The sequence below is a fragment of the Streptomyces sp. NPDC127190 genome (genome assembly GCF_042672505.1).
Taxonomy (GTDB): Bacteria; Actinomycetota; Actinomycetes; order Streptomycetales; family Streptomycetaceae; genus Streptomyces.
Genome location: NZ_JBHXVE010000001.1, coordinates 276,831 through 296,996, shown reverse-complemented (window position 1 = coordinate 296,996; position 20,166 = coordinate 276,831). Strand labels below are relative to the sequence as shown.

Here is a 20,166-nt window from a genome sequence, read left to right as displayed (position 1 = left end):
AAGGCCGGCGCGGCGAGCCGCGGGCCCCACGGACGACCTCCGGGGCCCGCGGTTCGCGGCGGGCCGTAAGCTGTGCTCGCTTACCTCATCAGGCGGCTGTTCGCCGCCGCAGTGATGCTCGTGGTCATCGTCCTGGTGGTCTTCAGCATCTTCTTCCTCGTCCCCAAGTGGGCGGGCGTCGACATCGCCACGAGCTTCGTGGGCAAGCAGGCAGACCCGCACGCCGTGGCGGCGGTGCGCGAGAAGCTGGGTCTGGGCGACCCGGTGTACCTCCAGGTCTGGCACTTCTTCAAGGGCATCTTCGTGGGCCGCACCTACGCGGCCGGCGGCGATGTCACCCACTGCGCCGCGCCGTGCTTCGGCTACTCCTTCCGCAGTGAGCAGGCCGTCTGGCCGGTGCTGACCGACCGCTTCCCGGTGACCCTGGGTCTCGCGCTCGGTGCCGCGGTGCTCTGGCTGGTCTTCGGTGTCGCGGCGGGTGTGCTCTCCGCCCTCAAGCGGGGCAGCATCTGGGACCGCGGTGCGATGCTCATCGCCCTCAGCGGTGTTTCCCTCCCCATCTACTTCACCGGTCTGCTCGCCTCGGCGATCTTCGTCTTCGGGCTGCACTGGTTCAGCGCCAAGTACGTCCCGCTCGGCGACGACCCGGGCGGCTGGTTCGCCAGCATGATCCTGCCCTGGACCACCCTCGCCTTCCTGTACGCGGCGATGTACGCCCGGATCACCCGGGCGACCATGATGGAGGTCCTCGGCGAGGACTACATCCGCACCGCCCGGGCCAAGGGCCTCAAGGAGCAGGTCGTCATCGGCAAGCACGCCATGCGCTCCACGATGACCCCGATCCTGACCATGCTCGGCATGGACCTCGGCGCCCTCATCGGCGGCGCGATCCTCACCGAGACCACGTTCAGCATCCCCGGCCTCGGCCAGGCCGTGCTGAGCGCCATCAAGAACCAGGACCTGCCCATCATCCTGGGTGTCACCCTGATCACCTCCCTCGCGGTGCTCATCGCCAACCTTCTGGTGGACGTCCTGTACGCCGTGATCGACCCCCGAGTGAGGCTCGCATGACCGAACTCAGCAAGACGGGCGCGGCCGTCGGCGAGCCCACGGAATCCTCGGCTCCGGACGCGCCGGCGTCGTTCCTCGAAGTGCGCGACCTGAAGGTGCACTTCCCGACCGACGACGGTCTGGTGAAGTCCGTCGACGGGCTCAGCTTCCAGCTGGAGAAGGGCAAGACCCTCGGCATCGTGGGCGAGTCCGGCTCCGGCAAGTCGGTGACCTCGCTCGGCATCATGGGCCTGCACACCGCCGGCCAGTACGGCAAGCGCAAGGCCCGGATCTCCGGCGAGATCTGGCTGAACGGCACCGAGCTGCTGTCCGCCGACCCCGACCGGGTGCGCCGGATGCGCGGCCGCGAGATGGCGATGATCTTCCAGGACCCGCTGTCCGCGCTGCACCCGTACTACACGATCGGCCAGCAGATCGTGGAGGCGTACCGGATCCACCACGACGTCGACAAGAAGACCGCCCGCCGGCGCGCGATCGAGATGCTCGACCGGGTCGGCATCCCGCAGCCGGACAAGCGGGTGGACAACTACCCGCACGAGTTCTCCGGCGGTATGCGCCAGCGCGCGATGATCGCCATGTCGCTGGTCAACAACCCCGAACTGCTCATCGCGGACGAGCCGACGACCGCCCTGGACGTGACCGTCCAGGCGCAGATCCTCGACCTGATCCGCGATCTCCAGAAGGAGTTCGGCTCCGCGGTCATCATCATCACCCACGACCTGGGCGTCGTCGCCGAACTGGCCGACGACATCCTGGTGATGTACGGCGGCCGCTGCGTCGAGCGCGGCCCGGCGGAGAAGGTGTTCTACGAGCCCCGCCACCCCTACACCTGGGGCCTGCTCGGCTCGATGCCGCGCCTCGACCGCGACCAGCAGGAGCGGCTGATCCCGGTCAAGGGCTCCCCGCCCTCGCTGATCAACGTCCCGTCCGGCTGCGCCTTCAACCCGCGCTGCCCGTACGCCGACATCCCGAAGGACAACGTGACCCGCACGGTCCGCCCCGAGCTGACCGAGGTCGGCAGCAAGCACTGGGCCGCCTGCCACATGTCGCAGGAGCAGCGGGAGCGGATCTGGACCGAAGAGATTGCGCCGAAGCTGTGAGTGAGAACGCCAAGGACGAGGCAGTGAGCATTCCTGCCCAGAGCGACGGTGCCGAGGCCGACTCCAGGGCCACGAAGACCTCCGGCACGGCCACCCTCACCAAGGACGCCGCCCCCGGCGAGATCCTGCTGAAGGTGACCGGGCTCCAGAAGCACTTCCCCATCAAGAAGGGGCTGTTGCAGCGGCAGGTCGGCGCGGTCCGCGCGGTGGACGGCATCGACTTCGAGGTCCGCGCCGGTGAGACCCTCGGTGTCGTGGGCGAGTCCGGCTGCGGCAAGTCGACCATGGGCCGGCTGATCACCCGGCTGCTGGAACCGACCGGCGGCAGCATCGAGTTCGAGGGCAAGGACATCACGCACCTCGGCGTCGGCGGCATGCGTCCGCTGCGCCGCGATGTGCAGATGATCTTCCAGGACCCGTACTCCTCGCTGAACCCGCGCCACACCATCGGCACGATCGTCAGCGCCCCCTTCCGGCTCCAGGGCGTCGAGCCCGAGGGCGGGATCAAGAAGGAGGTGCAGCGGCTGCTGTCGGTGGTCGGCCTCAACCCCGAGCACTACAACCGCTATCCGCACGAGTTCTCCGGCGGTCAGCGCCAGCGCATCGGCATCGCCCGCGCGCTCGCCCTGAAGCCGAAGCTGGTCGTCGCCGACGAGCCGGTCTCCGCGCTGGACGTGTCGGTCCAGGCCCAGGTCGTGAACCTCATGGACGACCTCCAGGAGGAACTGGGCCTGACCTACGTGATCATCGCGCACGACCTCTCGGTCGTCCGGCACGTCTCGGACCGGATCGCGGTGATGTACCTCGGCAAGATCGTCGAGCTGGCCGACCGCGACCTGCTGTACCGGGAGCCGATGCACCCGTACACCAAGGCGCTGATGTCGGCGGTGCCGATCCCGGACCCGAAGCGGAAGAACGCGAAGAGCGAGCGCATCCTGCTCAAGGGCGACGTGCCCTCGCCGATCTCGCCGCCGAGCGGCTGCCGCTTCCACACCCGGTGCTGGAAGGCGACGCAGATCTGCGCCACGGTCGAGCCGCCGCTCAAGGAGCTGCGGCCGGGCCAGCGGGTGGCCTGCCACCACCCGGAGAACTTCGAGGACCAGGCTCCGCAGGACACCGTCCTGCTCACCGCCGCAAAGGAGGCGGCGGAGCTGGTCGCCGACGAGGTCCTCGCGGAGTCGGCCCAGACCTCGGCGGCGGTGGCGGCGGAACTCGCCGAGGAAGCCGCGGAGAAGACCGCGGAGAAGACCGCGGAGAAGACCGCGGAGAAGACCCCGGAAAAGGCCCCTGCGAAGCCGGCCGGGGAGACCGCGGAGGAGCCGGCCGGGGAGACCGCGGCCGAACCCGCCGAGGAATCCGCGCAGGAGTCCACGGAAGAGCCGACGGAAGAGTCCACGGACGAGCCCGCCGAGGAGTCCGCTGACGAGTCCGCCGCCGCTTCCGGCGGGGCCTCCGACTCCCAGGAGTCAACCGACAAGTAGCACATGACAGCTCGGCAAAGTCATGTACATGGCTGAACGGGAGAGTGCACAGTCGTCCGTGTCCGACCACTGATCGGCACGCTCGAAAGGGACGACCATGGCATTCTCCCGTTCGGCACGTTCCGGCCTCCTCGCCACCGCGGCGGCCTCCTTCCTGCTCATCGCCGCCGCCCCCGCCCCCACCCCGGGCGCCCCCGGCATCGGCGACGCCTACTTCCCCCGGCTCGGCAACGGCGGGTTCGACGCCCTCCACTACGACCTGGACCTCGCCTACGCCCCCGACACCGGCCGCCTGGACGGCCGTACCACCCTCACCGCGCGCGCCACCCAGGCGCTGTCCTCCTTCGACCTCGACCTCCAGCAGCTGGACATCGCCGGGGTCGAGGTGAACGGCAGGCAGGCCGAGTTCAGCCGGGACGGGGACGAGGTCACCGTCACCCCGCGCGGCGCGATCCCCGAGGGCCGCACCTTCAGCGTGACCGTCCGCTACGGCGGCGTACCGCAGCCGCTCAGCGGTCCCATCGTGTTCGGCTCCTCCTACGGCTGGATGAAGACGGCCGACGGCGTCTTCGTCGCCTGTGAGCCCAACGCCGCCTCCACCTGGTTCCCGTCCAGCGACCACCCCTCCGACAAGGCCACCTACGACATCCGGATCAAGGCGCCCAAGGGCCTGACCGCCGTCTCCAACGGCCGGCTGGTCTCGCGCCACGACCGGGGCGGGTCGACGTACACCCACTGGCGGGAGTCGCGGCCCATGGCGACCTATCTCGCCACCGCCACCATCGGGAAGTTCGACGTGCGCACCGGGCGGACCCCCGGCGGGATCCCGGTCTACGTCGCCATCGACCCGGTCCTGAAGAACAGCAACGACGTCGATGTGTACGCCGTCACCGCGGCCGCCACCGACTACTGGTCGCAGGTCTTCGGGCCGTACCCGTTCGAGGAGACCGGCGCGATCGTGGACGACATGCCCGAGGCCGGGTTCTCGCTGGAGGTGCAGAGCAAGCCCGCCTACTCGGCCGTCCGCAACGAGACGACCATCGTGCACGAGCTGGCCCACCAGTGGTTCGGCGACTCGGTGAGCGTGGCGCGCTGGCAGGACATCTGGCTCAACGAGGGCTTCGCCACCTACGCGCAGTGGCTGTGGGCCGAGCACAAGGGCACCCGCTCCGCCCACGACTCCTTCCGCGCCGCCTACGACTCCCGCCCCGCCGACGCCGCCTTCTGGCAGATCGAGGTGGCCGACCCGCAGCGCGACACCATGTTCTCCTCCGCCGTCTACCAGCGCGGCGCGATGACGCTCCAGATGCTGCGCGAGCGGATCGGCGACACCGCCTTCTTCAGGCTGCTGCCCGCCTGGACGAAGCTCCACCGGTACGGCAACGCGGACACCGCCGACTTCATCCGCCTCGCCGAGCGCGTCAGCGGGCAGCAGTTGGGCGACCTGTTCGACACCTGGCTGTTCAGCACAGGGAAGCCGGCCCTGTGAGCCTGGCTTTGTAAGGTTCACACCCTTCGACAGGTGAGAATGTCAGGGTGCTCCAGCAACTCTTCAGTCCCTCCGTCCAGCACACGCTCGATGTCATCGGCATCTTCGTGTTCGCGATCTCCGGCGCGCTGCTGGCGGTCCGGAAGAACTTCGACGTCTTCGGCATCGCCGTCCTCGCCGAGGTCACCGCGCTGGGCGGGGGACTCTTCCGCGACGTGGTGATCGGAGCCGTACCACCGGCCGCGTTCACGGACCTCGGGTACTTCCTGACCCCGCTGCTCGCCGCGCTCGTGGTCTTCTTCCTGCATCCGCACGTGGAGCGCATCCAGGCGGCGGTGCTGGTCTTCGACGCGGCCGGCCTCGGCCTGTTCTGTGTGAGCGGTACGACGAAGGCGTACAGCTACGGCCTCGGCCTGACCGCGTCGGCGACCCTGGGCCTCGCCACCGCCGTCGGCGGCGGTGTGCTGCGGGACGTGCTGGCCAACGAGGTGCCCTCGCTGCTGCGCTGGGACCGCGACCTGTACGCGGTCCCAGCCATGGTGGGCGCCACGATGGTGGCCCTGTGCATCCGCTACGACGCGCTGACCCCCCTCACCAGTGGGCTCGCGGTCGTCACCGCTTTTGTGCTGCGCCTGCTCGCGATGCGGTTCCACTGGCGAGCTCCGCGGGCGTGGAACCGCCGCTCGACGGTGACCGAGGAGTAGAGCCGGGGGCCGCGCCGCTCGGTCCGGCGGCCGTTCCGGTAAGAGAATTACCGGTTCCGGTAAGAGAGGTGTCCTTGCCCTTGGCGTGGTTCTGCCCCATCTGAAGGGTCAGCCAGCGGAAGATCGTGGGCACCTGGGGCCGCCACAGCGCCATGTTGTGCCCGCCCAGGCTGCGCGGCAGGAACACCACGTGCACGGTGGTGGGTGCCTTGGCGACGGACTCCAGCGCCACGCCCGCCTGGTAGCCGTCACCGGACTCGCCGGAGATGTACAGCGCGATCGGCGGCGGGGTGGGCGACTTCTTCAGGATCATGAAGGGGTTGTTCGCGGCGCGCAGGGCGGGGGTCTGCGCGGCGAGGGAGTTGCGCTCGCCGATCGGGTCGTTGTACCCGGACATGCTCACCGCGGCGCTGTACCGGTCCGGGTGCGCCACGGCCAGCTTCACCGCGCAGTGCGCGCCGGCCGAGTAGCCCGCGACCGCCCAGCCCCGCGGGGCCGGCAGCGCGCGGAAGTTGTCCATGACCATCTTCGGCACGTCGATGCTGAGCCAGCTGTCGGCGTTGACCTGGCCGGGGATGTTGGCGCAGCCGGTGTCCACGCCGGCCAGCAGGTTGGTGCGCGGGGCGACCATGATGAACGGCGCCACCTGGCCGCTCTGCATCAGCGGCAGCAGCTGCTCGTGCGCCCTCATGGAGCCGAACCAGGCCTTGGCGGACCCGGGGTAGCCCGGCAGCACCTCCACCACCGGGAACTTCTTGTGGGCGTAGGCCGGGTCGTTGTACTGCGGCGGCAGCCAGACGTAGACCTCGGCGTTGACGCCCGAGATCCGGCCCTTGAGCTGGGTGATGCGCACGCCGCCGGCCGCGTGCATGCCGGGCCCGTCGGCCTGGGTGAAGGTCTGCTTGACCTTGGGCAACCGTTTCACCGAAATGCCACCGGTGCCGTCGCGGCCGAGGTCGGCGGCCTGCTGCACATGGTTGCCGGTGCCGAGCAGGTCGGCCCAGTTGTCGTACAGGTTGTTCTGGTTGTTGACCAGGACGAAGACCAGTGTGACGGCCGTGCCCTGGGCGAACAGCAGCATCAGTACGCGGGCCGCGGTGCGCAGGGCCTTGGGCCCGCGGATCCGCGACCAGAGGAAAAGCGGCAGAACAAGGGCGACCACCGCCAGCACGATGGTCGTGTAGAGGAACGGAGTCCCGGTGAGGCTCATGTCCCCATAGAGGGAAATACGGAGCCCGGGGTTTCGGACGGCTCGGGAGACTTACCGGGAAATTGCCCGAACCTCACCTGAGGGGCGGAGCCGGCACCCTCCCGCGACCAAAAAGCTACCGCTTAGTAGCTTTCTGTTGTACCGTTCACCCATGCCAGAAGCAGCTTCCGCGCCCGTCCTGACGGCCACGATCGGCGACAGCGAGTTCGACCGCGACACCGCGGTCACCCGCCGCGAGCCCGGCGTCTACGACATCGACCTCTCGGCCGGCTGGACCATCATCAACGCCGTCAACGGCGGCTATCTGCTGGCCGTGCTGGGCCGGGCCCTCGGAGACAGCCTTCCGCACCCGGACCCCTTCACCATCTCCGCGCACTACCTCACCGCCTCCCAGCCCGGTCCCGCGGTCGTCCGCACCCAGACCGTGCGCACCGGCCGCACCCTCTCCACCGGCCAGGCCTCCCTCTTCCAGTACGACGAGGAGGGCAACGAGGTGGAACGCATCCGCGTCCTCGCCTCCTACGGCGACCTCGCCGCCCTCCCCGACGACGTCCGTACGACGGCCACCCCGCCGGCCATGCCGCCCCTGGAGCAGTGCTTCGGCGCTGAGGACGGCCCGGCCCCGGTCGAGGGCAGCTCCGCCATCACCGACCGCCTGATGCTGAAGCTGGACCCGGCGACCCTCGGCTGGGCCCTCGGCGCCCCCTCCGGCAAGGGCGAGATGCGGGCCTGGTTCGGCCTGGCCGACGGCCGCGACGCCGACCCGCTCTCCCTGCTCCTCGCGGTGGACGCCCTGCCGCCCACCGCCTTCGAGCTGGGCCTGAAGGGCTGGGTACCCACGGTGGAACTCACCGTCCACGTCCGCCACCGCCCGGCCCCCGGCCCGCTGCGGGTCTCCATCACCACCCGCAACCTCGCCGGCGGCTTCCTGGAGGAGGACGCCGAGGTCTGGGACGCCGAGGACCGCCTGGTCGCCCAGTCGCGTCAGCTGGCCCGGGTCCGGCTCGGCTGAGCGGCGGCCGCGCTCACGGACGGCGCAGCGGTTCACGGCCCATCCAGGCCGCGAGCTGCTCGTACGCACCGGCCCCTTCGGCGGCCTCCTTGCGGTCGTCGAAGGGCACGTGCGCGTCCCGCGGGCGGGAGTCCGGCAGCGCCTGACGCGCCGCGGCCAGCGCGAACTCCGCCAGCTCAGGGTCCAGCTCCAGCGGATGCCCGAGCGCCTCCGAGAGGTCCCAGGTGTGGGTGACGATCTCCATCACATAACCGGACAGCGCCGCGTGCCCGGGCATCTCGCCCCAGGGCACCCGCACCGAGGACGTCATCCGCTCGTCGCTGTCCCACGCCTTCAGCACCCGGGTGCGCACCTCGTCGTAGGCGGCCGGCCAGCCGTCGTCGGCGACGCCCTCGGCGACCGCCTCCACCGCCATCCCGTCGCCGCCCTCGCCGACGACCGCGATCCGCCGGGTGCCGCCGACGATGTGGCTCAGCAGGGCCCGTACGTCGAACTCGGTACACGGCGTGGGCCTGCCGAGGTCGTTCGCCCCCACCCTCTCGATGACTGCGGCCGCCTGCTCGGTGGCGCGGGCGTAGAAGGGGCGGGGGTCCGTGAATCCGGTGGTGGTGCTCATGCGATGTCTCTCCGTTCGGTACGTCGGTGAGCACAGCATCGCCGGATAACCTGACAGGGAACGTCAACATTTGCCGACGCCCGGACAACGGCGCGATTCTGACGGGGTGAAGTCCGACCGGCTGCTGTCGATCCTGCTGCTCCTCCAGACCCGGGGGCGCGTCCCCGCGCACGAACTCGCCGACCGGCTCGAGGTGTCCGTGCGCACCATCTACCGGGACATCGAGGCGCTGTCGGCGTCCGGCGTCCCGGTGTACGCCGAGCGCGGGCGGCACGGCGGCATCCAACTCCTCGCGGGCTACCGCACGGACGTCACCGGGCTCACCGCCGACGAGTCCCGGGCGCTGTTCATCCTGGCCGCGCAGGGCGCCCATGCCGCGCTCGGCCTGGACGCGGCCCTCGGCTCGGCCCTGCGCAAGGTGATGGCCGCGCTCCCGGCGCCGCACCGGCCCGCCGCCGAGGTCACCAGCCGGCGCATCCTGGTCGACGCCACCCGCTGGAAGAGCGGCCCGCAACCGGCGGTCGACCTTGCGGTGCTCCAGGACGCGGTGTTCTCCGACCGCCGGCTGAGGCTGCGCTACCGGCACAGCGGGGAGCGCGCCCTGCGGACGTACACCGTGGACCCGTACGGCCTGGTCGCCAAGGCCGGGGTCTGGTACCTGGTCGCCGACCGGCGCGGCCGGCCGCAGCTGTTCCGGGCCGAACGCGTGGGCTCCGCCCGGCTGCTGGACGAACCCGTGCGCCGCCGCCCCGGGGTGGAACTCGCCGACGCCTGGGAGGTGCTGCGCCGCCAGGTGGAGGAGCGGGAGGCCGGGATCGAGGTCACGGTCCGGGTGCGGCGCGAGCGGCTGGACATGTTCCGGCGGATGGCCGCCGCGCAGCTGACGAGTCCGCCGGACGGAGACCCGGACGGAGACGAGGAGGACGGCGAGGGCGCGTGGGTCGTCCTCCGGCTCGCCTACCCGAACCTGCGCGCGGTGCGCCAACTCCTGGGCTTCTCCGACGGGGTGCAGATCCTGGAACCGCCCGAGGCCCGTGCGGAGCTGCTCGCGGCGGTCCGTTCCGTCGCGGCCCTGTACCAGGAGCCGGACCGGCAGCCCGGCTGAAAACCGGCGCTCGCCGGGGGCCGCTCAGTCCAGCCAGTGGCTGCGCCCGATGCTGATGAGCCGCAGCTGCCGGGTGGCCAGCTGGGTCACCCGCTCCCGCTCCTCCTCCGGGGCCTCCAGCGCGTCCAGGAACAGGGAGGCGGTGATGAGCATCTGGTCGACGTAGAGATGGGCGAGCATCAGCAGGTCGTCGTCGTCCCAGCCGGCGGCCTGCGGGTCCTTGGCCAGCTCGGCCTTCACCTCCTCGGCGAACCGGCCGAGTTGGGCCTGGATGGCCGCGCGCACCGGCTGGACACCGCCGTGCCGCTCCCGGGCGACGAACCGGACGTGCGCCGGGTACGCCGCCACATGGCCCGCGATCAACTCGACCGCCCGGGTGATGCGTTCATCGCTGTCGCCGGTCGTGGACACCGTCGTCTGCACCATCGGGTGCAGGCTGCCCAGCGCCTCGTCGACCAGTGCCACGCCGAGGTCGGCGGTCGAGCGGAAGTGCCGGTAGAAGGCGGTCGGGGCGACACCGACGGCCCGGGTGACCTCGCGCAGTCCCAGACTGCTCAGGCTCTGGTCCTCCAGCAGCGCGAGCGCCGCGTCCAGGAAGGCCTGCCGGGTCTTCTGCTTCTGGGCCTGACGGATGCCGAGGGTGTGACTCATGTCATCCAGTTAACAACTGTTCTCTGGAATTGAAAAGCCGTGGGACGCGCTAGACTCGAAGTCAGTGAACAACTGTTACTACAACTGTTCACTCAAACTTCACACGAGGCCTCGACAAGGCCTTCACACGAGGCATCACGGAAGGGGATCCGATCCCATGCTGTTCCTCGTCGCCGCACTCATGCTGCTCGGCGTGGTGCTGGGCACCGTCGCCCACGCACCACTGACCGTCACCGGCGTGCTGGCCGCCGTCATCGCCGTCTGGCTCGGCGTCTTCGCGCTGCGCGAGCGCCACGCCCGCCGTCGCGACCCCTCGGCCCACTGACCGCACCCAGGCTTCAAGGAGCTGAGCACCATGCAACTCACCGCACCGGCCAAGACCCGCACCGCCACCTCCGCCGGCACCTCGCCCGCGCGGGACGCCGACGGCATGGCCGTCGCCTCCTTCATCCTCGGCCTGCTCGGCCTGCTGGTCCTCAACATCTTCCTGGGCCCGGTCGCGATCGTCCTGGCCGCCGTCGCCCTGTGGCGCCGCACCACCCGCCGCGGCCGCGCCTACCTGGGCCTGGCCCTGGGCGTCGCCGACCTCGCGGTCCTGGGGATCGCCATGCAGATGTCCCACACGGTGTCCTGGAGCCTGTGACCGGTTCCGGTCCCCGGCGGCCGCCGGCCGCCCTGCGGCCGAGGCCGAGCGCCGGGTCACCGTAGAATCGGCACACCATGGCTTACCTCGACCACGCCGCGACCACCCCCATGCTCCCGGAGGCGGCAGAGGCATTCGCCGCCCGGCTGGGCATCACGGGCAACGCCTCCTCTCTCCACGCAGCCGGCCGCACGGCCCGCCGCACGGTCGAGGAATCCCGCGAGACCCTCGCGGAAGCGCTGGGCGCCCGCCCCAGCGAGGTCGTCTTCACCTCGGGCGGCACCGAGGCCGACAACCTCGCCGTGAAGGGCCTGTACTGGTCCCGCCGCGACGCCGACCCGGCCCGCACCCGGGTCCTCGCCAGCCCCGTCGAGCACCACGCCGTCCTGGACGCCGTGCACTGGCTCGGCGAACACGAGGGCGCCACCGTCGAGTACCTCCCCGTCGACGCCCACGGCCGCGTCCACCCCGACGCGCTGCGCGAGGCCGTCGCCCGCAACCCCGACGACGTCGCCCTGGCCACCGTGATGTGGGCGAACAACGAGATCGGCACCGTCATGCCGGTCCGGGAACTCGCCGACGTCGCCGCCGAGTTCGGCATCCCGCTGCACGCCGACGCGGTCCAGGCATTCGGCCAGCTCCCGGTCGACTTCGCCGCCTCCGGGCTGGCCGCGATGACGGTCTCCGGGCACAAGATCGGCGGCCCCTACGGCATCGGCGCGCTCCTCCTCGGCCGCGAGTACACCCCGGTGCCCGTGCTGCACGGCGGCGGTCAGGAACGCCACGTCCGCTCCGGCACCCTCGACGTCCCGGCCATCGCCTCCTTCGCCGTCGCCGGCCGTCTCGCCACCGAGCAGCGCGCGTGGTTCGCCCGGGAGATCGGCGCCCTGCGCGACCAGTTGATCGACGCCGTGCGTGCCGCCGTACCGGACGCGATCCTCGGCGGCGACCCGGCGCCCGAGGGCCGCCTGCCCGCCAACGCGCACTTCACCTTCCCCGGCTGCGAGGGCGACTCCCTGCTGCTCCTGCTGGACGCCCAGGGCATCGAGTGCTCCACCGGCTCCGCCTGCACCGCGGGCGTCGCCCAGCCCAGCCACGTCCTGCTCGCCACCGGCACCGATCCGGACCTGGCGCGCGGCACCCTGCGCTTCTCCCTCGGCCACACCTCCACCCAGGCCGACGTCGACGCGGTCGCCCAGGCGATCGGCCCGGCGGTGGAACGCGCCCGCGCGGCGGGACTGACCTAGCTAGGGCCTGTCTTCCGGATCTTGCCGGCGACAGAAAGGCCCTAACGCCCCTCAGGGCGCGGCCCGGCGCACCAGGCGTAGGTAGCGGTCCCAGTCCCAGTGCGGGCCGGGGTCCGTGTGGTCCGTCCCCGGCACCTCGGCATGGCCGATGACATGGGTGCGGTCCACGGGTATGCCGTACCTCCGGCAGACCACCGCCGTCAGCCGCGCCGAGGCCGCGTACAGGGCGTGGGTGAAGGAGGAGGCGTCCGCCACGAACCCCTCGTGCTCGATGCCGACACTGCGTTCGTTGTACGAGCGGTTCCCCGCGTGGTACGCCACGTCCAGCTCCCGCACCAGCTGGGTGACCAGCCCGTCCTTGCGCACGATGTAGTGCGCCGCGGCCCCGTGCGCCGGGTCCTGGAACACCTTCACCGCCGACGCGTACCCGCCCTGGGTGACATGGACGACGACCCGGTCCACCGGATAGTCGTCCGGGCGGTTCGCCCGCCGGTAGTTCGCCGGGGAGGCCGCCACCCAGCGCGCGCCCCGGAAGTCCACCGCACCCGGCACCCGGGGCTTCTCCACCCCGGGCAGCCGCCAGTACAGCCGCGTCAGCTCCCCGCGGGCCAGCGCGGCCGTGCCCGTGGCCGCCGCCACGCCCCCGACCAGCAGCGCCCGCCGCCCCAGCCGCCGGTCCCGGTCGTCCTTCGCCTCCCCCATGTGATCTCCAACGGATATCCGCCCGCCCCGGTTCCCGCGCCCCCGTACCCTGGAAGGGCTATGACTGACACCCCGCAGCGCCCCCGCCCCCTCCGCGTCCTCGCCGCCATGTCCGGCGGTGTCGACTCCGCCGTCGCCGCCGCGCGCGCCGCGGAAGCCGGCCATGACGTCACCGGCGTCCATCTCGCGCTCTCCGCGAACCCGCAGTCCTTCCGCACCGGCGCGCGGGGCTGCTGCACCATCGAGGACTCCCGGGACGCCCGCCGCGCGGCCGACGTCATCGGCATCCCCTTCTACGTCTGGGACCTCGCCGACCGCTTCCGCGAGGACGTGGTCGAGGACTTCGTCGCCGAGTACGAGGCGGGCCGCACCCCCAACCCGTGCCTGCGCTGCAACGAGAAGATCAAGTTCGCGGCGCTGCTCGACAAGGCGCTGGCCCTCGGCTTCGACGCGGTCTGCACCGGCCACTACGCCCAGGTGGTCGTGCGCGAGGACGGCACCCGGGAGCTGCACCGCGCCTCCGACATGGCCAAGGACCAGTCGTACGTGCTCGGCGTCCTGGACGACCGGCAGCTCGCCCACGCGATGTTCCCGCTCGGCGACACGGTCACCACCAAGGAGGAGATCCGCGCGGAGGCCGAGCGCCGCGGGCTGGCCGTCGCCAAGAAGCCCGACTCGCACGACATCTGCTTCATCGCCGACGGCGACACCCAGGGCTTCCTCGCCCAGCGGCTCGGCAAGGCCGAGGGCGACATCGTGGACGAGTCCGGCACCCGGCTGGGCACGCACGAGGGCGCGTACGGCTTCACCATCGGCCAGCGCAAGGGCCTGCGGATCGGCACCCCGGCCCCGGACGGCAAGCCGCGCTACGTCCTCGACATCTCCCCGGTGACCAACACGGTGACCGTCGGCCCGGCCGCCGCCCTCGACGTCACCGCCCTGACCGCGATCAAGCCCCGCTGGTGTGGCGCCGCGCCCACCGGCCCCGGCACCTACACCGCCCAGCTGCGCGCCCACGGCGGCGAGACCGAGGTGACCGCGGAGCCGGTCGACGGCGAACTGCGGGTCACCTTCACCGAACCGGTCCGCGGCGTCGCCCCCGGCCAGGCGATCGTCCTGTACGACGGCACGCGCGTGGTCGGCTCGGCGACGATCGCGACGACCACCCGCGCGACGGCCACCGCGTCCGCCTGAGCCCTCGGCGGACGGCGCCGTCGGCCGCCGGCGGGCGGAAGAACGGCTCCGCCCGGTGCGGTCACGCGCCGAGGAAGTCCGCCAGGACCGGGCCCAGCACATCCGGTTCCACCATGTGCGTCTGGCCCGGAAGTTCGCGGTATGTGCCCTCCGGCACCACTCCGGAGACCTCCCGGGACGCCTCGCGCATCCAGTCCGGGCTCGCGCCGCCCGCGACGCACAGCACGGGCACGGAGACCGTGGCGAGCCGTTCCCGGGGGAGCAGGCCGTCGCCCATGACCGTGTCGTCGTACGCGAGGCTCGGCGCGACGGCCTCCATGCCGGCCCACATCGGCGACTGCCGGGCGCCCCGGATCACCTCCTCGGCCAGGCCCGTCAGCCGCAGGAACAGCGCCACCGCGTCCCCGCGCCGGCCCTCCGACAGCGCCTTGGCCAGCTGCTCCTTGTAGGCGGCCTCCCGCTGGGCGCCGCCCTCCAGGAAGTCGGCGTAGGGCACCTCGTAGACCGCGGCCCGGGACACGGCCAGCCCGCTCGCCAGCGCCTCCAGAACCAGCGCGCCGCCCGAGGAGACCCCGAACAGCGCTGCCTCACCGCCCGCCGCGTCGAGCAGCGCCGCCAGGTCCTCGACCTCGCGCTCGACCGCGTACGGCGGGGTGTCACCGCTCTCCCCACGGCCCCGGCGGTCGTACACGACGGCCGTGCAACGGTCGGCGAGCCGCTGCGCCAGGGGCGCCAGGGTGCCGCCGGTGGACATCGCGCCGCTCACCAGGATCACCGTCGGCCCGCTGCCGGTCACGTGGTAGGCGAGGGACGTGCCGTCACGGGAAGTCGTCTTCTTGTCCATGCCCGAGGAGACTGCCGTACCGCGCCGGAGTCACCGGTCACGACACGTCGACGTCGTAGAAGCAGAGGTGGTCCTTGATGCGCGCCACGTCCGGCTTCGGATCGGGGTACGCCCAGACCAGGTCCGGCGCGTCCGGCAGCGACCAGTAGGACGCCGTGCCCTTGAACGGGCAGACGGTGCGCGTCCCCGAGGGGGTCAGCAGGTCGAGCCGTACGTCCTCGGCGGGGATGTAGTACCGCGGGGGACAGCCCGTCTCCCGCAGCACCAGCGCTCGGTCGGTCTCCGCGAGCACCAGGTCCCCGTGCACCACGCGCACGTGCCGCTCGCCCTGCTCGATGGTGATGGTGTGTCCTTCGGCCATGTCCTTAGCAGCACCGGCGGGCCCCGGACTCTTCCCGGGTGCGCACCCTCCTCCCGGGACCGGGACCGGGACCGGGACCGGGGCCGTACGGTAGAGGCCATGAACATCTGCGTCTTCCTGTCCGCGGCCGACCTCGACGAGCGGTACACGCGCCCCGCGCGCGAGTTCGCGGAACTGATCGGCAAGGGCGGTCACACCCTGGTCTGGGGCGGCTCCGACGTCGGTCTGATGAAGGTGGTCGCCGACGGGGTGCACGAGGCGGGCGGACGGCTGCTGGGCGTCTCGGTGGAGTTCCTGGCGAACAAGGCGCGCCCCGGCACCGACGAGATGGTCATCGCCGCCGACCTCGCCGAACGGAAGAAGCTGCTGCTGGAGAAGGCCGACGCCGTGGTGATCATGGTGGGCGGCACCGGCACGCTGGACGAGGCCACCGAGATCCTGGAGCTGAAGAAGCACGGCCGCACCGAGAAGCCGGTCGTGCTGCTGAACACCGCGGGCTTCTACGACGGTCTCCAGCAGCAGTTCCGGCGCATGGAGGAGGAGGGCTTCCTGCCCCGCCCCCTGGCCGAGCTGGTCTTCTTCGCCGAGGAGCCGGTCGGGGCGCTGGCCTACCTGGAGGAGCAGCTCGGCACCCGTTGATGGGAGCATGGCGGGCATGGCTACTCATGTGATCACCGGAGCCGGTTCCGGCATCGGCGCGGCCGTCGCCCGCCGGCTGCACGCGCGCGGGGACGAACTCGTCCTGCACGCGCGCGACGCGGGCCGCGCGAAGGAGCTGGCCGCCGAGTTCCCCGGGGCCCGCACCCTGGTCGGCGACCTCGCCGACCCCGACAGGCTGTCCTGGGCGTTCTCCCACCAGAGCCTCCCGGACCGGGTCGACTCCCTGCTGCACATCGCGGGCGTCGTCGACCTGGGCGAGGTGGTCGATCTGACCCCCAAGTCCTGGCACCACCAGCTCAACGTCAACCTGATCGCGCCCGCCGAGCTGACCCGGCACTTCCTGCCCCAGCTCCGGGTCGCCCGCGGCCATGTGGTCTTCGTCAACTCCGGGGCCGGTCTCGCCGCGCACGCCGGCTGGTCCGCGTACGCCGCCTCCAAGCACGGTCTGAAGGCCCTCGCCGACTCGCTGCGCCAGGAGGAGCACGCGAACGGCGTCCGTGTCACCTCCGTCTACCCCGGTCGCACCGCGAGCCCGATGCAGGCCAAGGTCCACCAGCAGGAGGGCAAGGAGTACGACCCGGCGAAGTGGATCGACCCCGAGTCGGTCGCCACGACCATCCTCATGGCCCTGGACCTCCCCAAGGACGCGGAGGTCAACGACCTGACGGTACGCCCGGGCCGATGACCGCAGCCCCCGCGTCCGCGGCCCCCGCGATCCGGGCCCGGCCGGCGCAGGACATACCCTGCCGGGGTGAGTGAGAACAGCGAGTTCAGGTTTCCGGCGGCCACCGGAGTCGGCTCCATGCCCGGCGGCGACGCCCGGGAGGCGGCCAGGACCGTCACCGGAAGCCTCGAGGACTTCCCCCACCTGCCCGAGCTGCCCGCCCGCGGCCCGGGCGCCGACATGATCGGCCGTACCGCCGGTCTGCTGGTCGAGCTGTACGCGCGCGTGGAGCCCAGCGGCTGGCGGATCGGCGACCGCCCCGGCCGGGACACCCGGCGCGCACGCTCCTGGCTGGGCGAGGACCTGGACGCCCTGGAGGAGTTCACGCAAGGGTACGAGGGCGATCTCAAGGTGCAGGCCGTCGGCCCGTGGACCCTCGCCGCCGCGCTGGAGCTGAAGAACGGCGAGGCCGCCCTCTCCGACCCCGGCGCCTGCCGCGACCTCGCCGGCTCCCTCACCGAAGGGCTCCGGCAGCACCTCGCCGAGGTCCGCCGCCGCATCCCCGGCGCCCGGATCGTCCTCCAGCTCGACGAGCCCTCCCTCATCGCCGTCCTGCGCGGCCAGGTCCGTACCGCCAGCGGCTACCGCACCCACCGCGGCGTGGACCGCCAGGTCGTGGAGGCCACCCTGCGCGAGGTGGTCGCGGCCCACGACGGCCCCGTGATCGTGCACTCCTGCGCCCCCGACGTCCCCTTCGCCCTGCTGCGCCGGACCGGCGTGGCCGCCGTCTCCTTCGACCTCGCACTCCTCACCGAGCGTGACGACGACGCGATCGGCGAGGCCGTGGAGGGCGGCACCCGGCTGTTCGCCGGTGTCGTCCCGGGCACGGACGGCCCATTGTCAGACCCTGCCGGTAGCGTCATGGGTGTCAGGACGCTGTGGCGCAGGCTAGGGCTGCAACCGGGGCTGCTCGCGGAGGCGGTCACGGTCACCCCGGCGTGCGGTCTGGCGGGCGCTTCCCCCGCCTATGCGCGGCAGGTGCTCGCCCACTGCGTCCAGGCGGCGAGATCGCTCGCGGACAACCCAGAGTAACGGGAGGACAACACGGTGGCCGGCGACAAGCAGCAGGCGGAGACGGCAGTGCCCGCCGAGGCACGGGACAGGCACGCGCAGCTCGCTGAGCAGATCGAGGAGCACCGCTTCCGGTACTACGTGAAGGACGCCCCCGTCATCAGCGACGCGGAGTTCGACCAGCTCCTGAAGTCCCTGGAGGCCCTGGAGGCCACGTACCCGGAGCTGCGCACCCCGGACTCCCCGACCCAGAAGGTCGCGGGGTCGTACGCGACGGAGTTCACGGCGGTCGAGCACCGCCAGCGCATGCTGTCCCTGGACAACACCTTCAACGACGACGAGCTGGCCGCCTGGGCCGACCGCATCGCGCGGGAACTGGGCGAGCAGGAGTACCACTTCCTGTGCGAGCTGAAGGTCGACGGCCTCGCGGTCAACCTCACCTACGAGCACGGCCGCCTCACCCGCGCGGCCACCCGCGGCGACGGCCGCACCGGCGAGGACATCACGCCCAACGTGCGCACCATCGCCGAGATCCCGGACCGCCTGAGCGGCGAGGACGTCCCGGACCTGGTGGAGATCCGCGGCGAGGTCTACTTCCCGATGGAGAAGTTCCTCGAACTGAACGAGCGCCTGGTCGCCGCCGGTGACAAGCCGTTCGCCAACCCCCGTAACGCGGCGGCCGGTTCGCTGCGCCAGAAGGACCCGCGGGTCACCGCCACCCGCCCGCTGCACATGGTCGTCCACGGCATCGGCGCCCTGGAGGGCTTCACCGGCATGACCCGCCTCTCCGAGGCGTACCGCCTGCTGAAGACCTGGGGCCTGCCCACCTCCCCGCACAACCGCGTGGTCGACGGCCTCGACGGGGTGCGGGAGTTCATCGCGCAGTACGGCGAGAACCGCCACTCCGTGGAGCACGAGATCGACGGCGCGGTCATCAAGCTGGACGAGATCCGGCTCCAGGGCCGGCTCGGCTCCACCGCGCGGGCGCCGCGCTGGGCCATCGCCTACAAGTACGCGCCGGAAGAGGTCAACACCAAGCTCATCGACATCAAGGTGGGCGTCGGCCGCACCGGCCGTGTCACGCCGTACGCCCAGGTCGAGCCGGTCACGGTGGCCGGCAGCGAGGTGGAGTTCGCGACCCTGCACAACCAGGAGGTCGTCAAGGCCAAGGGTGTGCTCATCGGGGACACGGTCGTCATCCGCAAGGCCGGTGACGTCATCCCGGAGATCCTCGGCCCGGTGGTCGACCTCCGGGACGGCACCGAGCGGGAGTTCGTGATGCCGGGCGAGTGCCCCGAGTGCGGCACCCCGCTGCGGCCCATGAAGGAAGGCGACATCGACCTGCGCTGCCCGAACGCGCGCACCTGCCCGGCCCAGTTGCGGGAGCGGGTCTCCTACCTCGCCGGCCGCGAGTGCCTGGACATCGAGCACTTCGGCGCGGTGGCCGCCGCCGCGCTCACCCGCCCGCTGGAGCCGGCCGACCCGCCGCTGGTGGACGAGGGCGACCTGTTCGACCTGACGGTGGAGAAGCTGCTGCCCATCAAGGCCTATGTGCTGGACCCGGACAGCGGTCTGCCCAAGCGGGACCCCAAGACGGGCGAGGAGAAGGTCGTCACGGTCTTCGCCAACCAGAAGGGCGAGCCGAAGAAGAACACCCTCGCCCTGCTGGCGAACATCGAGGCGGCCAAGGAGCGCCCGCTGGCCCGCTTCCTCAACGGCCTGTCCATCCGCCATGTCGGACCGGTGGCCGCGCAGGCCCTCGCGCGCGAGTTCCGCTCGATCGACCGCATCGAGCAGGCCACCGAGGAGGAGCTGGCGAGCACCGACGGCGTGGGGCCCATCATCGCCGCCGCGCTCAAGGAGTGGTTCGCCGAGGAGTGGCACCGCGAGATCGTCCGCAAGTGGAAGGCCGCCGGTGTCCCGCTGGAGGACGCCTCGACCGGCGAGGACGAGGGACCGCGCCCGCTGGAGGGGCTCACCGTCGTGGTCACCGGCACCCTGGAGCACCACACCCGGGACGGCGCCAAGGAGGCGTTGCAGACCCGGGGCGCGAAGGTGACCGGTTCCGTATCGAAGAAGACCTCGTTCGTCGTCGTAGGTGAGAACCCTGGATCGAAGTACGACAAGGCCATGCAGTTGAAGGTTCCCGTGCTGAACGAGGACGGTTTCGGCGTCCTCTTGGAGCAGGGCCCGGAAGCGGCGGCCGAAGTCGCGCTTCCGACCGGGGAGTAGCGGTTGAAGGCCACCCGATCGGTGCATATCAGTTGCATACGGGTGGCCCGGGCCTATTCGGGCAACCGTCGACGACCGGTGCCCGTGGAAGCCTTCCGCGGCCTACTGT

The 20,166-nt window shown here is 71.5% G+C and carries 21 protein-coding genes; 15 read left to right on the top strand and 6 right to left on the bottom strand.

Annotated elements, in window-relative coordinates; genetic code table 11:
- Positions 1-72 precede the first annotated feature (72 nt).
- The 5 genes from ACFVIU_RS01310 (at position 73) to ACFVIU_RS01290 (ending at position 5,845) form a co-directional block, all read left to right on the top strand.
- Positions 73-1,071, top strand: coding sequence for an ABC transporter permease (locus tag ACFVIU_RS01310; protein WP_385839833.1), 999 nt, complete (start codon positions 73-75; stop codon positions 1,069-1,071).
- Complete coding sequence (locus ACFVIU_RS01305; RefSeq protein ID WP_385839832.1) at positions 1,068-2,171, top strand: ABC transporter ATP-binding protein; 1,104 nt, start codon at positions 1,068-1,070, stop codon at positions 2,169-2,171. Before ACFVIU_RS01310 ends, ACFVIU_RS01305 begins: the two co-directional genes overlap by 4 nt.
- A 23-nt stretch (positions 2,172-2,194) precedes the next feature.
- Positions 2,195-3,652 carry an ABC transporter ATP-binding protein gene (locus tag ACFVIU_RS01300; RefSeq protein ID WP_385839831.1) on the top strand — a complete coding sequence of 486 codons (1,458 nt, stop codon included), beginning with the start codon at positions 2,195-2,197 and terminating at the stop codon, positions 3,650-3,652.
- A gap of 97 nt (positions 3,653-3,749) precedes the next feature.
- The gene (locus ACFVIU_RS01295) at positions 3,750-5,141 is read left to right on the top strand and encodes a M1 family metallopeptidase (protein ID WP_385839830.1); all 1,392 of its coding nucleotides are present in this window, start codon (positions 3,750-3,752) and stop codon (positions 5,139-5,141) included.
- 47 nt (positions 5,142-5,188) lie between these two features.
- Positions 5,189-5,845, top strand: a complete 657-nt coding sequence (locus ACFVIU_RS01290; protein ID WP_385839829.1) for a trimeric intracellular cation channel family protein — start codon at positions 5,189-5,191, stop codon at positions 5,843-5,845.
- On the opposite strand, the gene ACFVIU_RS01285 is transcribed toward ACFVIU_RS01290, so the two are convergent.
- Positions 5,754-7,055, bottom strand: a complete 1,302-nt coding sequence (locus ACFVIU_RS01285; protein WP_385839828.1) for an alpha/beta hydrolase — start codon at positions 7,053-7,055, stop codon at positions 5,754-5,756. The two genes, ACFVIU_RS01290 and ACFVIU_RS01285, sit on opposite strands and share 92 nt — an antisense overlap.
- A 151-nt stretch (positions 7,056-7,206) precedes the next feature.
- Between ACFVIU_RS01285 and ACFVIU_RS01280 the strand changes: the two genes are divergently transcribed.
- On the top strand, positions 7,207-8,067 hold the full coding sequence (locus ACFVIU_RS01280; protein WP_385839827.1) for a thioesterase family protein: 861 nt from the start codon (positions 7,207-7,209) through the stop codon (positions 8,065-8,067).
- A 13-nt stretch (positions 8,068-8,080) separates the two neighbouring features.
- Here the strand turns inward: ACFVIU_RS01280 and ACFVIU_RS01275 are convergent, their stop codons facing one another.
- Positions 8,081-8,683: a TIGR03086 family metal-binding protein gene (locus tag ACFVIU_RS01275; protein WP_385839826.1), complete on the bottom strand. Its 603-nt coding sequence runs from the start codon at positions 8,681-8,683 to the stop codon at positions 8,081-8,083.
- 106 nt (positions 8,684-8,789) lie between these two features.
- On the opposite strand from ACFVIU_RS01275, the gene ACFVIU_RS01270 reads away from it, so the two are divergent.
- The gene (locus tag ACFVIU_RS01270; protein WP_385839825.1) at positions 8,790-9,788 is read left to right on the top strand and encodes a helix-turn-helix transcriptional regulator; all 999 of its coding nucleotides are present in this window, start codon (positions 8,790-8,792) and stop codon (positions 9,786-9,788) included.
- Between the two features lie 24 nt (positions 9,789-9,812).
- Here ACFVIU_RS01270 and ACFVIU_RS01265 read toward each other — a convergent pair whose 3' ends face one another.
- Positions 9,813-10,439, bottom strand: a complete 627-nt coding sequence (locus ACFVIU_RS01265) for a TetR family transcriptional regulator (RefSeq protein WP_385839824.1) — start codon at positions 10,437-10,439, stop codon at positions 9,813-9,815.
- 157 nt (positions 10,440-10,596) lie between these two features.
- On the opposite strand from ACFVIU_RS01265, the gene ACFVIU_RS01260 reads away from it, so the two are divergent.
- From ACFVIU_RS01260 to ACFVIU_RS01250, 3 genes are all read left to right on the top strand, one after another.
- Positions 10,597-10,764 (top strand): hypothetical protein, encoded by a 168-nt coding sequence (locus ACFVIU_RS01260; protein ID WP_385839823.1) that lies wholly within the window; start codon positions 10,597-10,599, stop codon positions 10,762-10,764.
- Between the two features lie 30 nt (positions 10,765-10,794).
- Positions 10,795-11,082, top strand: coding sequence for a DUF4190 domain-containing protein (locus ACFVIU_RS01255; protein WP_385839822.1), 288 nt, complete (start codon positions 10,795-10,797; stop codon positions 11,080-11,082).
- A gap of 77 nt (positions 11,083-11,159) precedes the next feature.
- Entirely contained in the window at positions 11,160-12,329 is a 1,170-nt protein-coding gene (locus tag ACFVIU_RS01250; protein ID WP_385839821.1) for a cysteine desulfurase family protein, read from the top strand.
- 51 nt (positions 12,330-12,380) lie between these two features.
- Here the strand turns inward: ACFVIU_RS01250 and ACFVIU_RS01245 are convergent, their stop codons facing one another.
- On the bottom strand, positions 12,381-13,031 hold the full coding sequence (locus tag ACFVIU_RS01245; RefSeq protein WP_385839820.1) for an N-acetylmuramoyl-L-alanine amidase: 651 nt from the start codon (positions 13,029-13,031) through the stop codon (positions 12,381-12,383).
- A 60-nt stretch (positions 13,032-13,091) separates the two neighbouring features.
- Between ACFVIU_RS01245 and mnmA the strand changes: the two genes are divergently transcribed.
- Positions 13,092-14,225: a tRNA 2-thiouridine(34) synthase MnmA gene (gene mnmA, locus ACFVIU_RS01240; protein WP_385839819.1), complete on the top strand. Its 1,134-nt coding sequence runs from the start codon at positions 13,092-13,094 to the stop codon at positions 14,223-14,225.
- 61 nt (positions 14,226-14,286) lie between these two features.
- Here the strand turns inward: mnmA and ACFVIU_RS01235 are convergent, their stop codons facing one another.
- Both ACFVIU_RS01235 and ACFVIU_RS01230 read right to left on the bottom strand, forming a co-directional pair.
- The gene (locus ACFVIU_RS01235) at positions 14,287-15,069 is read right to left on the bottom strand and encodes an alpha/beta fold hydrolase (protein WP_385839818.1); all 783 of its coding nucleotides are present in this window, start codon (positions 15,067-15,069) and stop codon (positions 14,287-14,289) included.
- A 37-nt stretch (positions 15,070-15,106) separates the two neighbouring features.
- Complete coding sequence (locus ACFVIU_RS01230) at positions 15,107-15,430, bottom strand: DUF427 domain-containing protein (RefSeq protein WP_385839817.1); 324 nt, start codon at positions 15,428-15,430, stop codon at positions 15,107-15,109.
- Between the two features lie 99 nt (positions 15,431-15,529).
- Here ACFVIU_RS01230 and ACFVIU_RS01225 point away from each other — a divergent pair, with 99 nt between their 5' ends.
- From ACFVIU_RS01225 to ligA, 4 genes are all read left to right on the top strand, one after another.
- Positions 15,530-16,069, top strand: coding sequence for a TIGR00730 family Rossman fold protein (locus ACFVIU_RS01225; RefSeq protein ID WP_385839816.1), 540 nt, complete (start codon positions 15,530-15,532; stop codon positions 16,067-16,069).
- A gap of 7 nt (positions 16,070-16,076) precedes the next feature.
- A complete protein-coding gene (locus tag ACFVIU_RS01220) occupies positions 16,077-16,775 on the top strand; it encodes an SDR family oxidoreductase (protein WP_385839815.1) in 699 nt (232 codons plus the stop codon).
- Positions 16,776-16,841: 66 nt separating this feature from the next.
- Positions 16,842-17,846 (top strand): methionine synthase, encoded by a 1,005-nt coding sequence (locus tag ACFVIU_RS01215; protein WP_385839814.1) that lies wholly within the window; start codon positions 16,842-16,844, stop codon positions 17,844-17,846.
- Between the two features lie 15 nt (positions 17,847-17,861).
- Positions 17,862-20,057, top strand: a complete 2,196-nt coding sequence (ligA, locus tag ACFVIU_RS01210) for an NAD-dependent DNA ligase LigA (RefSeq protein WP_385839813.1) — start codon at positions 17,862-17,864, stop codon at positions 20,055-20,057.
- The last annotated feature ends 109 nt before the right edge of the window (positions 20,058-20,166 follow it).

Coding starts and splice junctions, on each gene's coding strand:
- ACFVIU_RS01305 (WP_385839832.1), top strand. CDS start 1,068: ATGACCGAACTCAGCAAGACGGGCGCGGCCGTCGGCGAGCCCACGGAA.
- ACFVIU_RS01295 (WP_385839830.1), top strand. CDS start 3,750: ATGGCATTCTCCCGTTCGGCACGTTCCGGCCTCCTCGCCACCGCGGCG.
- ACFVIU_RS01285 (WP_385839828.1), bottom strand. CDS start 7,055: ATGAGCCTCACCGGGACTCCGTTCCTCTACACGACCATCGTGCTGGCG.
- ACFVIU_RS01280 (WP_385839827.1), top strand. CDS start 7,207: ATGCCAGAAGCAGCTTCCGCGCCCGTCCTGACGGCCACGATCGGCGAC.
- ACFVIU_RS01275 (WP_385839826.1), bottom strand. CDS start 8,683: ATGAGCACCACCACCGGATTCACGGACCCCCGCCCCTTCTACGCCCGC.
- ACFVIU_RS01265 (WP_385839824.1), bottom strand. CDS start 10,439: ATGAGTCACACCCTCGGCATCCGTCAGGCCCAGAAGCAGAAGACCCGG.
- ACFVIU_RS01260 (WP_385839823.1), top strand. CDS start 10,597: ATGCTGTTCCTCGTCGCCGCACTCATGCTGCTCGGCGTGGTGCTGGGC.
- ACFVIU_RS01255 (WP_385839822.1), top strand. CDS start 10,795: ATGCAACTCACCGCACCGGCCAAGACCCGCACCGCCACCTCCGCCGGC.
- ACFVIU_RS01250 (WP_385839821.1), top strand. CDS start 11,160: ATGGCTTACCTCGACCACGCCGCGACCACCCCCATGCTCCCGGAGGCG.
- ACFVIU_RS01245 (WP_385839820.1), bottom strand. CDS start 13,031: ATGGGGGAGGCGAAGGACGACCGGGACCGGCGGCTGGGGCGGCGGGCG.
- mnmA (WP_385839819.1), top strand. CDS start 13,092: ATGACTGACACCCCGCAGCGCCCCCGCCCCCTCCGCGTCCTCGCCGCC.
- ACFVIU_RS01235 (WP_385839818.1), bottom strand. CDS start 15,069: ATGGACAAGAAGACGACTTCCCGTGACGGCACGTCCCTCGCCTACCAC.
- ACFVIU_RS01230 (WP_385839817.1), bottom strand. CDS start 15,430: ATGGCCGAAGGACACACCATCACCATCGAGCAGGGCGAGCGGCACGTG.
- ACFVIU_RS01225 (WP_385839816.1), top strand. CDS start 15,530: ATGAACATCTGCGTCTTCCTGTCCGCGGCCGACCTCGACGAGCGGTAC.
- ACFVIU_RS01220 (WP_385839815.1), top strand. CDS start 16,077: ATGGCGGGCATGGCTACTCATGTGATCACCGGAGCCGGTTCCGGCATC.